This is a genomic window from Enterobacter sp. Acro-832 (assembly GCF_011752745.1).
Classification (GTDB): domain Bacteria; phylum Pseudomonadota; class Gammaproteobacteria; order Enterobacterales; family Enterobacteriaceae; genus Enterobacter; species Enterobacter quasiroggenkampii.
The window spans coordinates 111,000-130,552 of the sequence record NZ_VWWX01000008.1 but is presented as its reverse complement, the minus strand read 5'-3'; the positions used below and the strand labels follow the sequence as shown (position 1 = coordinate 130,552).

General features: G+C 58.5%; 19 protein-coding genes. 15 read left to right on the top strand and 4 right to left on the bottom strand.

The features are described from left to right. The first annotated feature begins 56 nt into the window (after positions 1-56). From phnL to phnP, 5 genes are read left to right on the top strand one after another with little or no spacing between them, the layout of a single operon-like run. Positions 57-737, top strand: a complete 681-nt coding sequence (phnL, locus tag F3J31_RS21015) for a phosphonate C-P lyase system protein PhnL (protein ID WP_167215112.1) — start codon at positions 57-59, stop codon at positions 735-737. Further along, the gene (gene phnM, locus F3J31_RS21010) at positions 734-1,870 is read left to right on the top strand and encodes an alpha-D-ribose 1-methylphosphonate 5-triphosphate diphosphatase (RefSeq protein ID WP_167215109.1); all 1,137 of its coding nucleotides are present in this window, start codon (positions 734-736) and stop codon (positions 1,868-1,870) included. Before phnL ends, phnM begins: the two co-directional genes overlap by 4 nt. Beyond that, a complete protein-coding gene (phnN, locus tag F3J31_RS21005) occupies positions 1,867-2,418 on the top strand; it encodes a ribose 1,5-bisphosphokinase (RefSeq protein ID WP_090393124.1) in 552 nt (183 codons plus the stop codon). The genes phnM and phnN overlap by 4 nt, the downstream gene beginning before the upstream one ends. Next, positions 2,411-2,845 (top strand): aminoalkylphosphonate N-acetyltransferase, encoded by a 435-nt coding sequence (gene phnO / locus F3J31_RS21000; RefSeq protein WP_167215106.1) that lies wholly within the window; start codon positions 2,411-2,413, stop codon positions 2,843-2,845. The genes phnN and phnO overlap by 8 nt, the downstream gene beginning before the upstream one ends. 9 nt (positions 2,846-2,854) lie before the next feature. Continuing rightward, positions 2,855-3,613 carry a phosphonate metabolism protein PhnP gene (gene phnP, locus F3J31_RS20995; protein WP_167215103.1) on the top strand — a complete coding sequence of 253 codons (759 nt, stop codon included), beginning with the start codon at positions 2,855-2,857 and terminating at the stop codon, positions 3,611-3,613. Positions 3,614-3,695: 82 nt separating this feature from the next. On the opposite strand, the gene yjdP is transcribed toward phnP, so the two are convergent. Together yjdP and F3J31_RS20985 are read right to left on the bottom strand one after the other, a co-directional pair. Then, complete coding sequence (gene yjdP, locus F3J31_RS20990; protein ID WP_033144428.1) at positions 3,696-4,019, bottom strand: DDRRRQL repeat protein YjdP; 324 nt, start codon at positions 4,017-4,019, stop codon at positions 3,696-3,698. A gap of 69 nt (positions 4,020-4,088) precedes the next feature. Next, positions 4,089-6,368: an ATP-binding protein gene (locus tag F3J31_RS20985; RefSeq protein ID WP_167215100.1), complete on the bottom strand. Its 2,280-nt coding sequence runs from the start codon at positions 6,366-6,368 to the stop codon at positions 4,089-4,091. 233 nt (positions 6,369-6,601) lie between these two features. Here F3J31_RS20985 and F3J31_RS20980 point away from each other — a divergent pair, with 233 nt between their 5' ends. The 7 genes from F3J31_RS20980 (at position 6,602) to lpxO (ending at position 13,749) form a co-directional block, all read left to right on the top strand. Further along, positions 6,602-8,122, top strand: coding sequence for a sugar ABC transporter ATP-binding protein (locus F3J31_RS20980; protein WP_167215097.1), 1,521 nt, complete (start codon positions 6,602-6,604; stop codon positions 8,120-8,122). Then, positions 8,119-9,114, top strand: a complete 996-nt coding sequence (locus F3J31_RS20975) for a ribose ABC transporter permease (RefSeq protein WP_048030254.1) — start codon at positions 8,119-8,121, stop codon at positions 9,112-9,114. Before F3J31_RS20980 ends, F3J31_RS20975 begins: the two co-directional genes overlap by 4 nt. Before the next feature lie 30 nt (positions 9,115-9,144). Then, complete coding sequence (locus F3J31_RS20970) at positions 9,145-10,086, top strand: ABC transporter substrate-binding protein (RefSeq protein ID WP_021242935.1); 942 nt, start codon at positions 9,145-9,147, stop codon at positions 10,084-10,086. 49 nt (positions 10,087-10,135) lie between these two features. Then, the gene (locus F3J31_RS20965) at positions 10,136-10,822 is read left to right on the top strand and encodes a D-lyxose/D-mannose family sugar isomerase (protein ID WP_045909188.1); all 687 of its coding nucleotides are present in this window, start codon (positions 10,136-10,138) and stop codon (positions 10,820-10,822) included. 10 nt (positions 10,823-10,832) lie between these two features. Continuing rightward, the gene (locus F3J31_RS20960; protein ID WP_167215135.1) at positions 10,833-11,693 is read left to right on the top strand and encodes a ketose 1,6-bisphosphate aldolase; all 861 of its coding nucleotides are present in this window, start codon (positions 10,833-10,835) and stop codon (positions 11,691-11,693) included. Next, entirely contained in the window at positions 11,693-12,697 is a 1,005-nt protein-coding gene (locus F3J31_RS20955) for a carbohydrate kinase family protein (protein WP_167215094.1), read from the top strand. The genes F3J31_RS20960 and F3J31_RS20955 overlap by 1 nt, the downstream gene beginning before the upstream one ends. Before the next feature lie 143 nt (positions 12,698-12,840). Continuing rightward, positions 12,841-13,749, top strand: coding sequence for a lipid A hydroxylase LpxO (gene lpxO, locus F3J31_RS20950; RefSeq protein ID WP_008500041.1), 909 nt, complete (start codon positions 12,841-12,843; stop codon positions 13,747-13,749). Between the two features lie 3 nt (positions 13,750-13,752). Here lpxO and F3J31_RS20945 read toward each other — a convergent pair whose 3' ends face one another. Continuing rightward, positions 13,753-14,484 carry a response regulator transcription factor gene (locus F3J31_RS20945; protein ID WP_167215091.1) on the bottom strand — a complete coding sequence of 244 codons (732 nt, stop codon included), beginning with the start codon at positions 14,482-14,484 and terminating at the stop codon, positions 13,753-13,755. 256 nt (positions 14,485-14,740) lie between these two features. Between F3J31_RS20945 and fdhF the strand changes: the two genes are divergently transcribed. From fdhF to F3J31_RS20930, 3 genes are all read left to right on the top strand, one after another. Beyond that, a complete protein-coding gene (fdhF, locus tag F3J31_RS20940) occupies positions 14,741-16,888 on the top strand; it encodes a formate dehydrogenase subunit alpha (protein WP_082087749.1) in 2,148 nt (715 codons plus the stop codon). Between the two features lie 321 nt (positions 16,889-17,209). Further along, positions 17,210-17,362, top strand: a complete 153-nt coding sequence (locus tag F3J31_RS20935) for a Hok/Gef family protein (protein WP_045909184.1) — start codon at positions 17,210-17,212, stop codon at positions 17,360-17,362. A gap of 121 nt (positions 17,363-17,483) precedes the next feature. After that, entirely contained in the window at positions 17,484-18,158 is a 675-nt protein-coding gene (locus F3J31_RS20930; protein ID WP_167215088.1) for a tetratricopeptide repeat protein, read from the top strand. Positions 18,159-18,238: 80 nt separating this feature from the next. Here the strand turns inward: F3J31_RS20930 and gltP are convergent, their stop codons facing one another. After that, positions 18,239-19,552, bottom strand: a complete 1,314-nt coding sequence (gene gltP, locus F3J31_RS20925; RefSeq protein WP_045909183.1) for a glutamate/aspartate:proton symporter GltP — start codon at positions 19,550-19,552, stop codon at positions 18,239-18,241. Position 19,553 lies beyond the last annotated feature (1 nt).

The following is a 19,553-nucleotide window of genomic DNA, read 5'->3' as shown; positions in this document are numbered from 1 at the left end:
CCTGTAGGCCGGGTAAGGCGAAGCCGCCACCCGGCAAAACAAATCGCGAGGCCAACATGATCCACGTACAAAACGTAAGTAAGACCTTTGTGCTCCACCAGCAAAACGGCGTGCGTCTGCCGGTGCTGCAAAATGCCTCTCTGGAGGTTAATCGCGGCGAATGCGTGGTGCTGCACGGCCATTCCGGCAGCGGAAAATCGACCCTGCTGCGCTCCCTCTATGCCAACTATTTGCCCGACGAAGGCCATATTCATATTCGCCACGGCGATGAATGGGTCGACCTGGTACAGGCTCCCGCGCGGAAGGTGCTGGACGTGCGCCGCACCACGATCGGCTGGGTGAGCCAGTTTCTGCGGGTGATCCCGCGGATCTCCGCCCTCGACGTGGTGATGCAGCCGCTGCTGGATCTCGGCGTGCCGCGCGAAATCTGCGCCGCCAAAGCCGCCAGCCTGCTGACGCGCCTCAATGTGCCCGAGCGCCTCTGGCACCTTGCCCCGTCGACCTTTTCCGGCGGCGAGCAGCAGCGCGTCAATATCGCCCGCGGCTTTATCGTCGACTACCCGATTTTACTTCTGGATGAACCCACCGCCTCGCTCGACAGCAAAAACAGCGCCGCCGTGGTGGAACTGATCGAACAGGCCAAAGCGCGCGGGGCGGCGATCGTCGGGATCTTCCACGACGAGAGCGTTCGCACCCGCGTCGCGGACAGGCTGCACCCAATGGGGACTCCTGCATGATTATCAATAACGTCAAGCTGGTACTGGACAATGAGGTGGTTGGCGGCTCGATTGAGATCCAGGACGGAACAATCCGCGCGTTTGCCGAAACCCAGAGCCGCTCACCCGAAGCGATGGACGGCGACGGCGGCTGGCTGCTGCCGGGGCTGATCGAACTGCATACCGATAATCTGGACAAGTTCTTCACGCCACGGCCGAAGGTGGACTGGCCCGCGCATTCAGCGATGAGCAGCCACGATGCGCTGATGGTCGCCAGCGGCATCACCACCGTACTGGACGCGGTGGCCATCGGTGACGTGCGCGACGGTGGCGACCGTCTGGAGAACCTGGAGAAGATGATCAACACCGTGGAGGAGACGCAAAAACGCGGCCTCAACCGCGCCGAGCACCGCCTGCACCTGCGCTGCGAGCTGCCGCACCACACCACCCTGCCGCTGTTTGAAAAGCTGGTCGGCCGCGAGCCGGTCTCGCTGGTCTCCCTGATGGACCACTCGCCGGGGCAGCGTCAGTTCGCCAACATTGAAAAGTATCGCGAATACTATCAGGGCAAGTATTCTCTCAGCGATGCGGAGATGGCCCGTTACGAAGAAGAGCAGCTGGCGCTTGCGGCACAGTGGTCCCAGCCTAACCGTCTCAGGATTGCGGCGATGTGCCGGGACCGTAATATCGCGCTGGCCAGCCATGACGACGCCACACACGATCACGTGGTCGAATCCCATCAGCTTGGCAGCGTGATCGCCGAATTTCCCACCACGTTCGAGGCGGCTGAAGCCTCCCGCAGGCACGGCATGAACGTGCTGATGGGCGCACCGAACATCGTGCGCGGCGGCTCGCACTCCGGTAACGTCGCGGCAAGCAAGCTCGCCTCCCTTGGCCTGCTGGATATCCTCTCGTCCGACTACTACCCCGCCAGCCTGCTCGATGCGGCGTTCCGGGTGGCCGACGACGAGGGCAACCGCTTTACGCTACCACAGGCGATTCGCCTGGTGACGAAAAACCCGGCCAGCGCACTTAACCTGCAGGATCGCGGCGAGATAGCCGAAGGCAAGCGGGCGGATCTGGTGCTGGCCCACCGCAAGGGCGAGCACATCCATATCGACCACGTCTGGCGTCAGGGAAAGAGGGTGTTCTGATGGGAAGACTTATCTGGTTAATGGGGCCGTCCGGCTCCGGTAAGGACAGCCTGCTGTCCGCCTTACGGCAGCAGGAGCATCCGCAACTGCTGGTGGCGCACCGGTACATTACCCGGTCGGCGAATGCGGGGAGTGAAAACCATATCGCCCTGAGCGAGCAGGAGTTTTTCACCCGTGCCGGGCAAAATCTGCTGGCGCTGAGCTGGCACGCCAACGGCTATTACTACGGGATCGGCATCGAGACCGATCTGTGGCTGCATGCGGGGTTCGACGTGCTGGTCAACGGTTCACGGGCGCATCTTTCGCAAGCGCGCGCCCGCTATGGAGCGGCCCTGCTGCCGGTCTGCCTGCAGGTTTCACCGGACGTCCTGCGCAGCCGGTTGCAGAGCCGGGGTCGTGAATCCGCCCGTGAGATCGACCAGCGGCTGGAGCGTGCGGCCCGCTATACCCCGTCCGACTGCCACGTCCTCAATAACGACGGAAGTTTGCTACAGTCAGTCGAGACCTTTTTATCGCTTATCCGTCAGAAGGAGAAACAGCATGCCTGACTGCACGCTTCGTCCCGCCACCGCCGACGATGCGCAAATCGTTTACGCGTTAATCTGCGAGTTAAAGCAGGCCGAGTTCGATCGCCAGGCGTTTCACGCGGGCTATCTTGCCAATCTGCAGGATCGCAATATGCGCTATCAGCTTGCCGAACTTAACGGGCAGGTCATCGGCATGATCGGCCTGCACATGCAGTTTCATCTCCATCACGCGCGCTGGATCGGCGAGATCCAGGAGCTGGTGGTGATGCCGCAGGCGCGCGGGTTAAAGGTGGGCAGCCAGTTGCTGGCCTGGGCGGAAGGGGTAGCGCGAGAGGCCGGCGCGGAGCTGACCGAACTCTCCACCAGCGTGAAGCGCGTGGACGCCCATCGTTTTTACGTCCGTGAAGGATATACGCAGAGCCATTTCCGATTCACCAAACCGCTGTAGAGGTGCGTTATGAGTCTGACAATCACGTTAACAGGAACCGGAAGCGCGCAACTCGTGCCGGTCTTTGGCTGCGACTGCGCGGCGTGTCGCCGGGCGCGCCTGCAGGATAACTATCGCCGTCGTCCCTGTAGCGCGGTGGTCAAATTCAACGATGCGGTGACCCTGCTGGATGCCGGTATTCCGCACCTGATGGACGACTGGGCCGCAGGCAGCTTTCAGCAATTTTTGCTGACCCATTACCATATGGATCACGTTCAGGGGCTCTTCCCCCTGCGCTGGGGCGTGGGCGCGACGATTCCGGTTTACGGTCCGCCGGACGATGCCGGATGCGACGACCTGTTTAAACACCCCGGTATTCTGGATTTCAGCCACACAGTCGAACCGTTTGTGATGTTTGAGCTTCAGGGTATGCGGGTCACGCCGCTGCCGCTCAACCATTCGAAACTGACCTTCGGGTATTTGCTGGAGTCGGCCCACAGCCGCGTGGCCTGGCTGTCCGACACCGCCGGACTGCCGGAAAAAACGGTGAAGTTCCTGCTCAACAATCAGCCGCAGGCGATGATTATCGACTGCAGCCATGCACCGCGCGACGAAACGCCGCGAAACCATTGCGACTTAAATACCGTGATTGCGCTAAACGAGGTGATTGGCTGCCCGCAGGTGATCCTGACGCATATCAGCCATCAGTTTGACGTGTGGATGATGGATAACCCACTGCCCGACGGCATTGAAGCGGGGTATGACGGGATGGTGCTGGTACTGGACTGAGTTTTGCCGGGTGGCGGCTGCGCCTTACCCGGCCTACGGTCCAGGTTTTTGCAGGCCTGCGTCAGCGAAGCGCCACCAGGCTTTAGCCTCGATCGTAATCGTCTTCTAACCTGCGCTCATCCTCTTCTAACCGACGCCTGTCGTCATCCAGCTGGCGCTGGCGCTCGTCTAAACGGCGGCGTCTGTCTTCGAGCTGCCGACGACGATCGTCGTACTGTCGACTGTCGATTTGACGGCTGCGGTCATAACGATCGTCGTCGTCATTGCTGCGGCTGCTGCTGGGGTTGTAGGCATCGTTGATCGCCTGCTGAATGTTGCCAATAGCATCATCAACAATGTCGGCATGAGCCAATTGGCTGGTGAGTGACAGCAGACCAAATAACAGAGCAGTTGAGTAACGTTTCATAAGGCCAGACTCGCAGGTGAACTGGCCTTACGATAATGAACAGCAGGAAACGGGGGTAGCGGAGGAATCTCAAATTACCATGACCTTCCGCAGAGCCTGCGCCAGCTGCGCCCGCGTAAACGGCTTACGCAATAACGGAACGTCCGGCAGCTGAGGATTATGCGAGGGCCGTAAATCCTGGCCGCTGATCAGCAGCACCGGAAGCTGCGGATAGTGACTGCGCACATGGTTAATCACCTCGGCCCCGCTCAGGCTTCCGGGCAACATCAGGTCGCTGATAAACATGCCAATATCCGGCGACGCCGCCAGCATGTTCAGCGCCTGCTCGCCGTTGTCCGCTTCGAGCGTAAGATAGCCAAGCTGGTGCAACTGCTCGCACAGGGTCTGACGGACATCCGCTTCATCCTCCAGCACCAGCACCAGGCGCTCGCTCTCGACGGAGGCGGTGGCTGACAGCGCTTCATCATCTACAGCGGCGGGCTGCGTCGAGCGCGGGAGGTGAAGCCGCACGGTCGTTCCCTGTCCCGGCGCGCTTTCAATCTCCACGCGACCACCGGACTGGCGCACAAAGCCGTACACCATCGACAGGCCTAACCCGCTCCCGCTCCCGGTCTGTTTGGTGGTGAAGAATGGTTCAAAGACCCGGGATTTGACCTCCTGCGACATGCCGCTGCCGCGGTCAATGACTTCCAGCGCCACCATATCCTGCCTGCGTCCGTCGCTGCGGGTAACGCGCTGATTCCAGGTGCGAATTTTAATCACCCCGCTTTGCCCTTCCATCGCATCGCGCGCGTTCATCACCAGATTAATGATAGCGTTCTCCAGCTGGCTAACGTCGATCCATGCGGGCCATGCCGGGGATTGCGCTTCAATTTCCAGGGTCAGGGTGGCGGGCAAGGAGTGACGCAGCAGTTCCCGAAGGTTCTCCAGCAGCGGCAGCATCTCTACCGCATGCGGCGTCAGGGATTGCTTGCGGGAAAACGCCAGCAGGCGCTGGGTCAGTAAGGCGCCACGCTCGGCCGCCTTCAGCGCCCGGGTAATGCGCGGCGCGTCGTTTGATTCGGGGTCGGTGAGCTCAAGACTGCCGATGATCACCGCCAGCAGGTTATTAAAATCATGCGCCAGCCCGCCCGTCAGTTGCCCAACGGCCTTCATTTTCTGGCTGTGCAGCAGCGCCTCTTCCAGCCCCTGACGCTCAATGCGGTCGATCTCCATCTGCGTGGTTTTTTCTTTCAGCAGGCGCGTGGTGTGCTCAAGCGAGGCGGTGTTGCGGGCAAAAACGTTAAACGCGCGCGCCAGTTCACCCAGCTCATCGCGCCGCTGCAGCGCGGGGACGGACACATCCTGTTCACCGTGAGCAAGACGCGACATCGCCCGGGAAATGGCCGTCAGGTTGGAGGCCAGATTGCGGTAGATATACCAGCAGGCACACCCGGTGATGATCAGCGCCAGCACGGCGAAAATGGTGATAAATACGCTGATGGATTGCAGTTCGTGATGGCTCTGGGCGGTGCGAAGCCGGGAGGCCTGCGCCACCTGCTCCACGTACTGATTGATGTCGCTGTTGAGGATCGCCACCAGCGCCTTGATGTGGAACATATACCAGCTTATCGCCAGATCGCTCTCCTCCAGCTGCTTCGACAGCGGGGCGAGCTGACCTAGCTCGGCATTAAAATCAGGCAGAACCGTCTTTACGACCGGCTGTGCGGCACGCCGGGGCAGCGTTGCAGCCACCGCGTCCAGTTGCTGGATGGTCGCGCGCGGCGAAGGGGTATCGATGGCGGCGGCGATCAGCCGGTCCATCTCCATCAGCTGCTGCGCATCCGGTACGTTACTGTCATAACGGCGGTTGATGTCCTGCAGATGGCGCAGGTAGCTCTGGCTTTGGTATAGCGAGCTCAGCAACGCGTTACGCTCAAGATGGCGTCGCTGTCCGCGCTCCAGCATCTCCGTCACGCTCTGCTGTAGCTCATTGCTTCGTTGAATAATACGCGCCGCCAGGGCTGGCTCCTGCTGCGCCAGCGGCGCCTCCGCAAGCTGTTCCAGCGAATGGCGCAGGGCCATTTGCGTCTGCTTCAGGCGCTCGGCTTCCCCTTTGTACTCGAGCGCCCCCACCACCTGCGAGAGCCGCACCGCCGCCGTCGCCACGTTGGCGGTATCGCGGGCCAGGTTCATGCTGCCGGTCATATCGTCCAGCGTTTGCTGCTGCACCTGCTCCTGGATTTGACTGGCGTGACGGAAGCCGAGTACCGCCACGCCGCTCACCATCAGCGTCACGGCGACCACCAGCAGATTGAAAATCAGCAGGCGACCGCGGGCGCTGGTGAAGAACGGGGGGCGTGATGGCATGGATTGAGGCTCCTTTGCGCTTTGTTGTCCCCTCACCCTAACCCTCTCCCCAAAGGGGCGAGGGAATGATTTGCTCCCTCTCCCTTTCAGGGAGAGGACCGGGGTGAGGGTAATTCAATAACTGTGATCCACATTAGCTATTCATAACTATGACAAATATGAACAGCTTCTGACATTTTGCATTTACGCACCTGTGATGAAGTGCAGAAATCGGCATTCACAGGAGATCCGCCATGAGCAGAACCCCGGTATTAGAGATGCGCAACATTGCCAAAACGTTTGGCAGTTTCCACGCGCTCAAGGGTGTGGATTTGACGGTTTTTCCCGGTGAGATCCACGCGCTGATGGGCGAAAACGGCGCGGGAAAAAGCACGCTGATGAAAATCCTCGCGGGGGCCTATACCGCCACCCACGGCGAGATCCTGATTGACGGTCAGTCGTTTCACATTAAAGGGCCGAAGGATGCGCTGGCCGCGGGCATCACCCTGATTTATCAGGAGATGCAGCTCGCGCCCAATCTGACCGTAGCCGAAAATATCTTCCTCGGCAGCGAGCTGTCGCGCGGCGGGATGGTGCAGCGCAAAGAGATGGCTGCCCAGGCGCAGGCGGTGATTGACCGCCTCGGCGCACAGTTCAGCGCCACCGATCTGGTGATGAAGCTCACCATCGCCGAACAGCAGCAGGTAGAAATTGCCCGCGCGCTGCACCGCAACAGCCGCATTCTGGTGATGGATGAACCCACCGCCGCCCTCTCCTCGCGGGAAACGCATCGCCTGTTTGAACTGATTTTACGCCTGCGCGATGAAGGGATGGCGATCATCTATATCAGCCACCGCATGGCGGAAGTGTATGAACTCTCTGACCGCGTCAGCGTTCTGCGCGACGGGCAGTACGTCGGCAGCCTGACGCGCGACAAGCTCAACGCCTCCGAGCTGGTGCGCATGATGGTGGGACGACCGTTAAGCGACCTGTTCAACAAGGAGCGTGATATCCCCCTCGGCAGCCCGCGCCTCAACGTGCATCACCTCACCGACGGTAAAAAAGTACAACCCTGCAGCCTGCAGGTGCGTTCCGGCGAAATCGTCGGGCTGGCGGGGCTGGTCGGGGCCGGACGTTCCGAGCTGGCACAGCTTATCTTCGGCGTGCGCAAAGCCACGGGCGGCATGATTGAGGTCGACGGCGAGCCGGTGGTGATCCACTCCCCGCGTGCGGCCATCGAAAACGGCATCGGTTTTCTCACCGAGAACCGCAAGGAGCAGGGGCTGTTTCTGGAGCTGGCGGCGCAGGAGAACATCACTATGGCGACGCTGGAGCGCGACGCCACCTTCGGCATGTTAAACCGCAAAAAAGCGCAGGCCATCTCCGATGACGCCATTGCCCTGCTTAACATCCGCGTGTCCCATGCTCAGGTGCGCGCAGGCGGGCTGTCGGGCGGCAACCAGCAGAAGCTGCTCATCTCCCGCTGGGTCGCCATCGGCCCGCGCATTCTGATTCTGGACGAACCCACGCGCGGCGTGGACGTCGGGGCGAAAAGCGAGATCTACCGCATCATGAACCAGATGGCGCGCAAAGGGGTGGCGATTTTGATGATCTCCAGCGAGCTGCCGGAAGTGGTGGGGATGAGCGACCGGGTGTACGTGATGCGCGAAGGCAGCATTGCGGGCGAGCTTCACGGGCGTGACATCTCTCAGGAAAACATTATGACGCTGGCAACCGGCGTGAACGACACTCATCATCAGGCGGTGCAATCATGACAACTCCAACCCATCCGCAGCAGGTGGCAAAATCCGCCTCCGCCAAAAAAATGCTGATGAGCGATCTGATGCAAACGGTCGGTATTTTGCCAATTCTGATCCTGATTGTGGCGGTATTTGGCTTTATTGCCCCGAACTTCTTTACCGAGAGCAACCTGCTCAACATTACTCGTCAGGCGTCGATCAACATCGTGCTGGCGGCGGGAATGACCTTCATTATCCTCACCGGCGGGATTGACCTCTCCGTGGGGTCGATTCTCGGCACCACGGCGGTGGCCGCGATGGTGGTATCGCTCATTCCCGAATTCGCCGGGCTGTCCATTCCCGCCGCGCTGATGCTCGGCATGGTGCTGGGCCTGTTTAACGGCGCGCTGGTGGCCTTTGCCGGGCTGCCGCCCTTTATCGTCACGCTCGGCACCTACACGGCGCTGCGCGGCGCGGCGTACCTGCTGGCCGACGGCACGACGGTCATTAACTCGAACATCAACTTCGAGTGGATCGGCAATAACTATCTCGGCCCAATTCCCTGGCTGGTAGTGATCGCCCTGGCGGTCATTGTGGTGTGCTGGTTCATCCTGCGCCGTACCACGCTCGGCGTTCATATCTACGCCGTGGGCGGCAACATGCAGGCGGCGCGCTTAACGGGCATTAAGGTCTGGCTGGTGCTGCTGTTTGTCTACGGCATGAGCGGCCTGCTCTCCGGCCTCGGCGGCGTCATGAGCGCCTCACGCCTCTACAGCGCTAACGGTAACCTCGGCACAGGCTACGAGCTGGATGCGATTGCGGCGGTGATCCTTGGCGGCACCAGCTTTGTCGGCGGGATCGGCACGATCACCGGCACGCTGGTCGGCGCATTGATCATCGCCACCCTCAACAACGGCATGACGCTGATGGGCGTCTCCTACTTCTGGCAGTTGGTGATCAAAGGGGCGGTGATCATCATTGCGGTGCTGATCGACAAATACCGTACCCGACACCATCAAAGTGCATAACAACAATACCCTACGAGTGAGGAAGACAAGATGCGTTTGAAACCGTTAGTAACTGCGCTCTGTGCTGGCGCGCTGCTTGCCGCAACGCCGTTTGCGCAGGCGAAAGATCTGAAGTCCATTGGCGTGACGGTGGGCGACCTGGCTAACCCGTTCTTCGTGCAGATCACCAAAGGTGCCGAGCTGGAAGCGCGCAAGCTAGCGGGGGATAACGTCAAGGTGACGCTGGTCTCCAGCGGTTACGATCTGGGCCAGCAGGTGGCGCAGATCGACAACTTCATCGCCGCGAAAGTGGACATGATCATCCTCAACGCCGCGGACTCCAAAGGGATCGGCCCGGCGGTGAAGCGCGCGAAGGACGCCGGGATCGTGGTCGTGGCGGTTGACGTGGCGGCGGAAGGGGCTGATGCGACCATCACCTCCGATAACACCCAGGCGGGTGAGATGGCCTGTAAGTACATTACCGACCGCCTGAAAGGGAAAGGCAACGTGGTGATCATCAACGGACCGCCGGTCTCAGCGGTGCAAAACCGCGTGGAAGGTTGCCAGACGGAGTTCAAAAAACATCCGGATATCAAGGTGCTCTCGGATAACCAGAACGCCAAAGGCAGTCGTGAAGGCGGTCTGGAAGTCATGACCTCCCTGCTGGCGGCCAATCCGAAGATCGACGGCGTGTTTGCGATTAACGATCCGACGGCGATCGGCGCCGATCTGGCCGCGAAACAGGCGCAGCGCAATGAGTTCTTTATCGTTGGCGTGGATGGTTCACCGGACGGTGAGGAAGCGCTGAAGCGTGAAAACTCGCTGTTTGTGGCGACCCCGGCGCAGGATCCGCAGGTCATGGCGGCAAAAGCGGTGGAGATCGGCTATGACATTCTCCAGGGCAAACCTGCGCCGAAAGCGCCCGTGCTGATCCCGGTGACGATGATCGATAAAAAGAACGTCGGCACGTATAAGGGGTGGACGGTTAAATGATCCTTTTCCCTCTCCCGCAGGGAGAGGGGACTGTTTTCAAGGAGTCCCCATGAAACGCTCCGACATTAACGAAATCCTCGGCCACACGCGGCAGTTTTTCTCCATGCACGACGTTCATCTCCCGCCTTTTGCCAGCTTTCCGCCAACGAAATGGCAACAGCTTGACCAGGCTGCATGGCAGGAAGTGTTCGACCTCAGGCTCGGCTGGGACGTGACGGCATTCGGCGGCAACAACTTTGCCGCTGAGGGCCTGACGCTGTTTACCCTGCGCAACGGCTCGCCCAACGGCGTGCCGTATGAAAAAAACTATGCCGAAAAAATCATGCACGTGCGGGACGGCCAGGTCACGCCGATGCATTTTCACTGGCGTAAACGGGAAGACATCATCAACCGGGGCGGCGGGAATCTGATCGTGGAATTATGGAATGCCGGGGCGCATGAAGAGACGGAAAACACCGACGTGACGGTCACCGTCGACGGCTGCCGTCAAACCCACGCCCCCGGCAGCCAGCTGCGCCTCACACCAGGGGAAAGCATCTGCCTGACGCCCGGTCTTTACCACAGTTTCTGGGGCGAACGCGGCTTCGGCGACGTGCTGGTCGGGGAAGTGTCCTCGGTCAATGACGATGAACACGACAACCACTTTTTGCAGCCCGTTGCCCGCTATAACAACATCGAAGAAGACGAGCCGGCGCTGCTGGTGCTGTGCAATGAGTACAACCTGTTTCGGATATAAGGGGTGAATGATGCCATTGATTTCTCTTGCCGACGGTCTTGCCCACGCCAGACAACACCGCTATGCACTGGGCGCATTTAACGTGCTCGACTCCCACTTCCTGCGCGCGCTGTTCGCCGCCGCACAGCAGGAGCGCTCGCCGTTTATCATCAACATCGCCGAAGTGCACTTTAAGTACGTGTCGCTGGATTCCCTTGTCGAAGCGGTGAAGTTCGAAGCCGCCCGTCACGACATTCCCGTGGTGCTCAATCTCGACCACGGCCTGCATTTCGAGGCGGTGGTGCGCGCCCTGCGCTTAGGGTTCAGCTCGGTGATGTTCGACGGCTCTACGCTGAGCTATGAGGAAAACATCCGCCAGACGCGGGAAGTGGTGAAGATGTGCCATGCGGTGGGCGTCTCGGTGGAGGCGGAGCTGGGCGCGGTCGGGGGTGATGAAGGCGGCGCGCTTTACGGACATGCGGATGAAGCCTTCTTCACCGATCCACAGCTGGCGCGCGAATTTGTCGATTCAACCGGCATCGACGCGCTGGCGGTGGCTATCGGTAACGCGCACGGCAAATACAGGGGCGAGCCGAAGCTCGATTTCCCGCGTCTGGACGCCATTCGTCAACAGACGGGACTGCCGCTGGTATTACACGGCGGCTCCGGGATTAGCGATGCCGACTTCCGCCGCGCCATCGAGCTGGGCATTCATAAAATCAATTTCTATACCGGGATGTCGCAGGCCGCGCTCGCCGCCGTGGAGCAGCGTATGGCAAAACGCCAGCCGCTCTACGACGAGTTTGCCGAGCTGCTGCTGGGCATAGAAGAGGCGATTACGGATACGGTCGCCGAACAGATGCGCATCTTCGGCAGCGCGGGGCAGGCATAATGGAACGCAAAGGCATCATCGCCGCAGGCAATATGCTGGTGGACCACGTTCACCAGATCGTGCAGTGGCCGGAGCGCGGCTGGCTGGCGGAAATCACCCACAGCGAACGCTCAACCGGCGGCGCGCCGCTCAACGTCCTGCTGACGCTGGCGAAAATGCACGTTGGCCTGCCGCTGCAGGCGGTGGGGCTGATTGGCGAAGACAGCGACGGGGACTACATTCTGGCGATGCTCGACCAGTACCACGTCAACCGCCAGCGCGTACAGCGCACCACCTTTGCGCCAACCTCCATGTCGCAGGTGATGACCGATCCCAGCGGACAGCGCACCTTTTTCCACTCACCGGGGGCCAACCGCCTGCTGGATCTTCCCGCTTTCGATCGCTTAGACGGATCGATGAAGATCTTCCATCTCGGCTATCTCCTGCTGCTCGACAGCCTGGATATGCCCGATGACGAGTTCGGCACCCGCAGCGCGCGGCTGCTGGCACAAATGCGTGACCAGGGGTATGAAACCTCGCTCGACCTGGTTTCCCGCAAGGGTGACCCACGCTATCAGCCGCTGGTGCTCCCTGCCCTGCGCCATCTCGACTATCTCGTCATTAACGAGCTGGAGGCCGGTGAGTTTAGCGGCCTGACAATGCGTGACGAAAACGACGCCCCGCATATTGCCCATATCGCCGATGCTGCGGCGCAGCTGCTGGCGGCTGGCGTACGCCAGCGGGTGGTGATCCACTGTCCGGAAGGCGCATGGGGAGAAGCCCGCGGTGAAGAGGGTCGCTGGATCCCGTCATGGATGCTGGAGCAGGAAGAGATTATCGGCAGCGTCGGCGCGGGCGATGCCTTTTGCGCGGGCTTTTTATACGGCTGCCATGAATCGCTGCCGCTGACAGAGAGTATTTATCTGGCGCACGCCTGCGCGCGGGCAAGCCTGCTGGCAGCCAATGCGATTGACGGCGCAAAAACGCTGGCGGAGCTGCAGGCGTTGATTCGCGAGAGCGTTTAATTTAACAATAATTGCGATATTTCATTACAGTTCTATGAATTTTACATCCCCGAACTACACTCTCTCCATCTGGCATATTCGGCGTGGGCAGCACACTGTCCGCACGCTTTTCCGAAATGAGATAGAAAGAGGACAAGGGAAAAATGTTCGCAGCCATCATCATCGGTATTTTCATTATCAGCGTTATTTATGCGCATTCACGCGGCAAAGAAAAACAGACGCTTTCTCGTCAGCTCTTCGACCATTCGACGTTCATGGCGCCCATCAATATGTTTATGACAGCGTTTTCTTCCCTGCCCGCCAGGCAGCCTTTCTTTGAAACAGAACGCTTCCCGGAATTAAATAAGCTGACGGAAAACTGGCTGGTTATTCGTGAAGAGGCGCTGCGTTTGCAGCATCATATTAAGGCGGCGGAAAATAATAACGACGCTGGCTTTAACACCTTTTTTAAACGCGGCTGGAAACGTTTTTATCTGAAGTGGTATGCCGATGCCCATCCCTCCGCACAGTCTTTATGCCCGGTGACGACCCGGCTGGTAAGTGAAATCCCTTCGGTGAAGGCGGCCATGTTTGCCGAGCTGCCGGCGGGAGCGAAGCTTGGCAAGCACCGGGACCCGTACGCGGGCTCGGTTCGTTACCATCTGGGCTTATTCACACCGAATGACGATCGCTGCTTTATTGAAGTCGACAGGCAGCGCCACAGCTGGCGGGATGGAGAAGCCGTTATTTTTGATGAGACCTACGTCCACTGGGCAGAGAATAAAACGGATCAAACGCGCATTATTCTCTTCTGCGATATTGAGCGTCCGATGAAATGGCGCTGGGCGCAGGCGGTTAACCATTGGGTGGGAACCACGCTAATGTCTGCAGCCAGCTCACCGAATGACGAGAATGACAGCACTGGTGGCATTAACCGCATTTTTAAATACGTTCATGCAGGTCGCGAGCGGGGGCAGCGTCTGAAAAAAAGAAACCGTAAGGCCTATTACGCCCTCAAGTATCTGTGCATCGCTGCCATCTTTGCCGCCATCATTGTTCCGGCGATAACGTAAGCCTTATGCCGCCTGTTCGGGCCGGCTCACATCGGTGGCAAACACGTAACCCAGCCCGCGGATCGTTTTGATGAGCGCAGGCTGATGCGGGTTAGCCTCTATTTTCCGGCGCAGGCGCATGATCAGCACGTCAATCGTGCGATCGAACACGTCGGCGCTTTCGCTGTGGGTCAGCTCGAGCAGCCTGTCACGGCTCAACACCCGACGGGCATTTTGCGTGAGCGCCAGCAGCAGGCCGTACTCGCCCTGGGTTAAGGGCACGGGATTACGCTGCGGATCGCTCAGCTCGCAGCGGGTGGTATCAAGCGTCCATCCGTTAAACGCAATGCCCGCGACGGGCGCTGCGGGGGTTTCTGCCGCCAACACGCCCGTACGGCGCAGCACCGCTTTCACGCGGGCAACCACCACGCGCGGGTTAAACGGTTTGCCAATATAATCGTCGGCCCCCATCTCCAGCCCCACCACCACGTCTGACTCGCTGCCCAGCCCGGTTAACATCACAACCGGTAGCGCCGGACGCTGCTTTTGCAACTGCAGCAGAACCTGCAGGCCGTTGATATCCGGCAGCATCATATCCAGCAGCACAAGCGCGATATTCGGCTCCTGCTGCACCTGGCGCAGCGCATCCTGGCCGTTATGGCAGACAAGCACGCTAAAGACGTGCTCGCTCAGCACGTCCTGAAGCAGTTCGCAGACTGCCGTATCGTCATCAACCACCAGAATCGCCGGTTTCATCGTATGCTTCCGTCAGGGGATTATGTTAAGTCTGAACTATTCTGCCGTCGGCTCCAGTCAAAAGGTTTTTTCAGTGACGGAAATTCAACCCATGTCACATCCGCCGCCCTGTCGACACGTCAATTTTGACGATTGACTGCGTTTTGTCAGGGTTTTCACCCCGGATGGGCCGTAAAGTCAGGGTATACCCATACAAAAAACATGGCATAGAAGCTGCATAGTGGGTGCGAATGATTCGATTAACTGGAGCAGACTGATGAAAAAAGTCGTCACGGTTTGCCCTTATTGTGCCTCAGGTTGCAAGATCCACCTGGTGGTCGATAACGGCAAAATCGTCCGGGCGGAGGCCGCACAGGGGAAAACCAACCAGGGTACGCTGTGCCTGAAAGGTTACTACGGCTGGGATTTTATTAACGATACCCAAATCCTTACCCCGCGCCTGAAAACCCCTATGATCCGCCGCGAGCGCGGCGGTAAGCTGGAAGCCGTCTCCTGGAACGAGGCGCTGGATTACGTCGCCACGCGCCTGAGCGCCATCAAGGCCAAGTATGGCCCGGATGCCATCCAGACCACCGGCTCTTCCCGCGGGACGGGAAATGAAACCAACTATGTGATGCAAAAATTCGCGCGCGCCGTTATTGGTACCAATAACGTCGACTGCTGCGCTCGCGTCTGACACGGCCCATCGGTTGCAGGTCTGCACCAGTCGGTCGGTAACGGCGCAATGAGTAATGCCATCAACGAGATAGATAATACCGATCTCGTCTTCATCTTTGGTTATAACCCGGCGGATTCTCACCCTATCGTCGCGAACCACGTTATTCGCGCTAAACAGAATGGGGCGAAAATCATCGTCTGCGATCCGCGCAAAATTGAAACCGCGCGCATTGCGGATATGCACATTGCATTGAAAAACGGCTCGAACATCGCGCTGTTGAATGCAATGGGACACGTCATCATTGAGGAGAACCTGTACGACCAGGCGTTTGTCGCGACCCGTACGGAAGGCTTTGAAGAGTATAAGAAAATAGTCGAAGGCTACACGCCAGAGTCGGTTGAAGCGATAACCGGCGTCAGCGCGCAGGCGATCCGTCAGGCGGCCAGGATGTATGCCGGGGCGAAAACCGCCGCCATCCTCTGGGGCATGGGCGTGACCCAGTTCTACCAGGGCGTGGAAACCGTGCGCTCTCTGACCAGCCTCGCAATGCTGACCGGTAATCTGGGTAAAGCCCACGTTGGCGTGAACCCGGTGCGTGGTCAGAATAACGTGCAGGGCGCCTGCGATATGGGCGCGCTGCCGGATACTTATCCTGGCTACCAGTACGTGAAATTCCCGGAGAACCGCGCCAAATTCGCGAAGGCCTGGGGCGTGGAAAGCCTGCCGGAACACACCGGGTACCGCATCAGCGAGCTGCCGCACCGCGCGGCGCATGGCGAAGTGCGTGCGGCCTACATCATGGGTGAAGATCCGCTTCAGACCGACGCCGAGCTCTCTGCAGTGCGTAAAGGGTTTGAGGATCTGGAGCTGGTGATTGTCCAAGATATCTTCATGACCAAAACCGCGGCGGCGGCGGATGTCATTTTACCGTCGACCTCCTGGGGCGAGCATGAAGGCGTCTACACGGCGGCCGACCGCGGCTTCCAGCGCTTCTTCAAGGCGGTCGAGCCGAAGTGGGATTTGAAAACGGACTGGCAGATTATCAGCGAAATCGCCACCCGTATGGGCTACCCGATGCACTACAACAACACCCAGGAGATCTGGGACGAGTTGCGCAGTCTGTGTCCGGACTTCTACGGCGCCACCTATGAAAAAATGGGTGAGCTGGGATACATCCAGTGGCCGTGCCGGGATGAGTCGGAGGCCGATCAAGGCACGTCCTATCTCTTTAAGGAGAAATTCGACACCCCGAACGGGCTGGCGCAATTCTTCACCTGCGACTGGGTCGCGCCCATTGATAAACTCACCGATGAGTATCCAATGGTGCTCTCCACCGTACGTGAAGTGGGCCACTACTCCTGTCGTTCGATGACCGGCAACTGCGCCGCGCTGGCCGCGCTGGCGGACGAACCGGGCTATGCGCAAATCAACACCGCCGATGCGGAACGCCTTGGTATTGAGGACGAGGCGCTGGTGTGGGTGAATTCGCGCAAAGGGCGGATCATCACCCGTGCGCAGGTCAGCGATCGTCCAAACAAAGGGGCGGTCTATATGACCTATCAGTGGTGGATTGGTGCCTGCAACGAGCTGGTAACGGAGAACTTAAGCCCGATAACCAAAACGCCGGAGTATAAATACTGCGCCGTCAACGTTGAGCCGATTGCGGATCAGCACGCGGCGGAACAGTACGTGATCGACGAATATAACAAGCTGAAAGCCCGACTGCGCGAAAGCGCAATGGGTTGAAGCCGTTAATTCATCGATGAATAAAGGGAGTGAAATATTCACTCCCTTTTTATTTCCGATTAATTCATAAGAAATATAAATTACTATTCTGGAAATCGGCTCGCAGAAATAATGTAATTTTCGCGAAAAAGAATTACATCTTTGCATTTTAATTCAGAGGGATAAGATATACGGCGGGTGCTTAAGACTTTCTGTCTTGAGCATTGTTGAGGGACAGAAAGTAGAAAGCCCCGGGAAATTTTCATTTACCCGAGGCTACTCCCTCAACTCCAACAAGTTGAGAGTAGCCTCTTATTCTTTTTTTGACAAGGAGTAAAAGGCATGACGCCATTAAAAACTGCGTTAGGCATCGTCTTTATTGTTTGCCTGACGATAGTGATCTTTACCTTTATTACTCGCGGTAAGCTCTGCGAGTTTTCAATAAAGAGTGAACATCAGGAGGTGGCGGCTAAATTAGCCTGCAACCCAGGCTAACCTCTATGGGCGGAACAACGGTTCCGCCCGGCTTGTAGGATGCTGAGGTCTTAATGCACCCATTTTTTTCTTTTGCGCCCGCGATTATACTGCGCGGCGTGTACTCAGATGATAAGAATCCATGAAAGCCATTTTTCTGTTGTTAGTGTTTTTAACGTCCTTCGTCCGCGCGGATGAGATAGGCAGCCAGTATCGGAAACAGGCGGAAGCCGGTGATGCGCGTGCCCAGTATTATCTTGCCGATACGTACTTCAGCTCCGGCGACAGCAAGCAGGCCGCGCTGTGGGCCGAGAAAGCCGCGAAAGGCGGTGATGTCGACGCCATGGGGTTGCTCTCGCAAATCCTCTTTACACAGGGCGATTACGCACAGGCCAAAGCCCTGGCCCAACAGGCAAACATTGCTGGCAGCAAACGCGGCGCGATCATGCTGGCGCGCATTCTGGTAAATACTCAGGCGGGGAAAACGGACTATCCGCAGGCTATCAGACTGCTGCAAACGGCAACCGAAGATATCGACAGTGACTCTGCGGTCGATGCGCAGCTGTTGCTGGGGTTGATTTATGCCAACGGCGTAGAGGTGGCGCAGGATGACGTGCAGGCTGCCTCGTGGTTCAAGCGAAGTTCAGCCCTTTCGCGTACGGGCTACGCCGAGTACTGGGCAGGGATGTTGTTCAGGCAGGGTGAGAAAGGCTTTATCACGCCAAATAAGCAGAAAGCACTGTACTGGTTGAACCTGAGCTGTACGGAAGGGTTTGATACGGGATGTGAAGAGTTTGATGCGTTGAGCGAGGAGTAAAGTGCCGGGTGGCGGTTTCGCCTTACCCGGCCTACAAGACCCGTAGGCCCGGTAAGCGCAGCGCCACCGGGCTTAAGAGGTTAGCGATCGGCAGTCTTATCAAAACGACCCAGCACCTCGCGTTCATACGCCAGCGCCTTTTTACGATCGAATTTGTGTTCCCACTTGGCGATAACCAGCACCGCCAGTGCATTACCCACCACGTTCAGCGCCGTACGCGCCATGTCGAGGATACGGTCCACACCGGCAATAAAGGCCAAACCTTCCAGCGGAATACCGACGCTGCCCAGCGTCGCCAGCAGCACCACGAACGACACGCCCGGTACGCCTGCGATACCTTTAGAGGTCACCATCAGCGTCAGCACCAGGACGATCTCCTGCCACAGCGACAGGTCAATGCCGTACAGCTGGGCAATAAAGATAGCGGCGATACTCTGGTACAGCGTGGAACCATCCAGGTTAAAGGAGTAACCGGTCGGCACCACGAAGCTGGTGATCGACGCTGGCGCGCCGTAGGCTTCCATCTTCTCAATAATACGCGGCAGCACGCTCTCAGAGCTTGCCGTGGAGTAGGCCAGAATCAGCTCATCTTTCAGGATACGGATCAGGATCCAGATGCTCAGCCCGCACAGACGCGCCACGATGCCCAGCACCACCAGCGCAAAGAACAGGATCGCGAAGTGCACCAGAATCACCAGCTTCGCCAGCGGCCAGAGGGAGGCAAAACCGAAGTTCGCCACGGTGACGGCAATAAGCGCAAACACCCCTACCGGCGCGTAACGCATCACCATGTGGGTCACTTTAAACATGGTCTCGGAGATAGAGCGGAACACGGTTACCAGCGGTTCGCGGTGCGTCGCGGGCAGAGAGGAGAGCCCCAGACCAAACAGGACCGAGAAGAAGATAATAGGCAACATCTCGCCCTTCGCCATCGATGCCACGATGTTGGTCGGTACCAGAGAAAGGATAGTGCCCATCAGGCCGTGCGCATGGCTCTGCACGTCAGCGGTTGTACTTTGGTATTTCGAAATATCCACCGTAGCCAACTGCGACATATCAATCCCGGAACCCGGCTGGAACACGTTCGCCAGGGTGATACCGAGAATGATCGCAACCGTAGTGATCACTTCGAAATAGATAATGGTTTTCGCACCAATACGACCTAACTGCTTCGCATCGCCGACGCCCGCAATACCCACCACCAGCGTCGAGATCACAATTGGTACCACAATCATCTTGATCAGATGAATAAAGATATCCCCTGCCGGTGAAAGCAGGTTCGCAATCAGCCAGTCGCGGCTGTCGCTGTGATAGTGGAGGTAACTGCCCAGCAGGATGCCCAGCACAAGGGCAATTAAGATCTGCCAGGCCAGGCTGACTTTAACGTTTTTCATA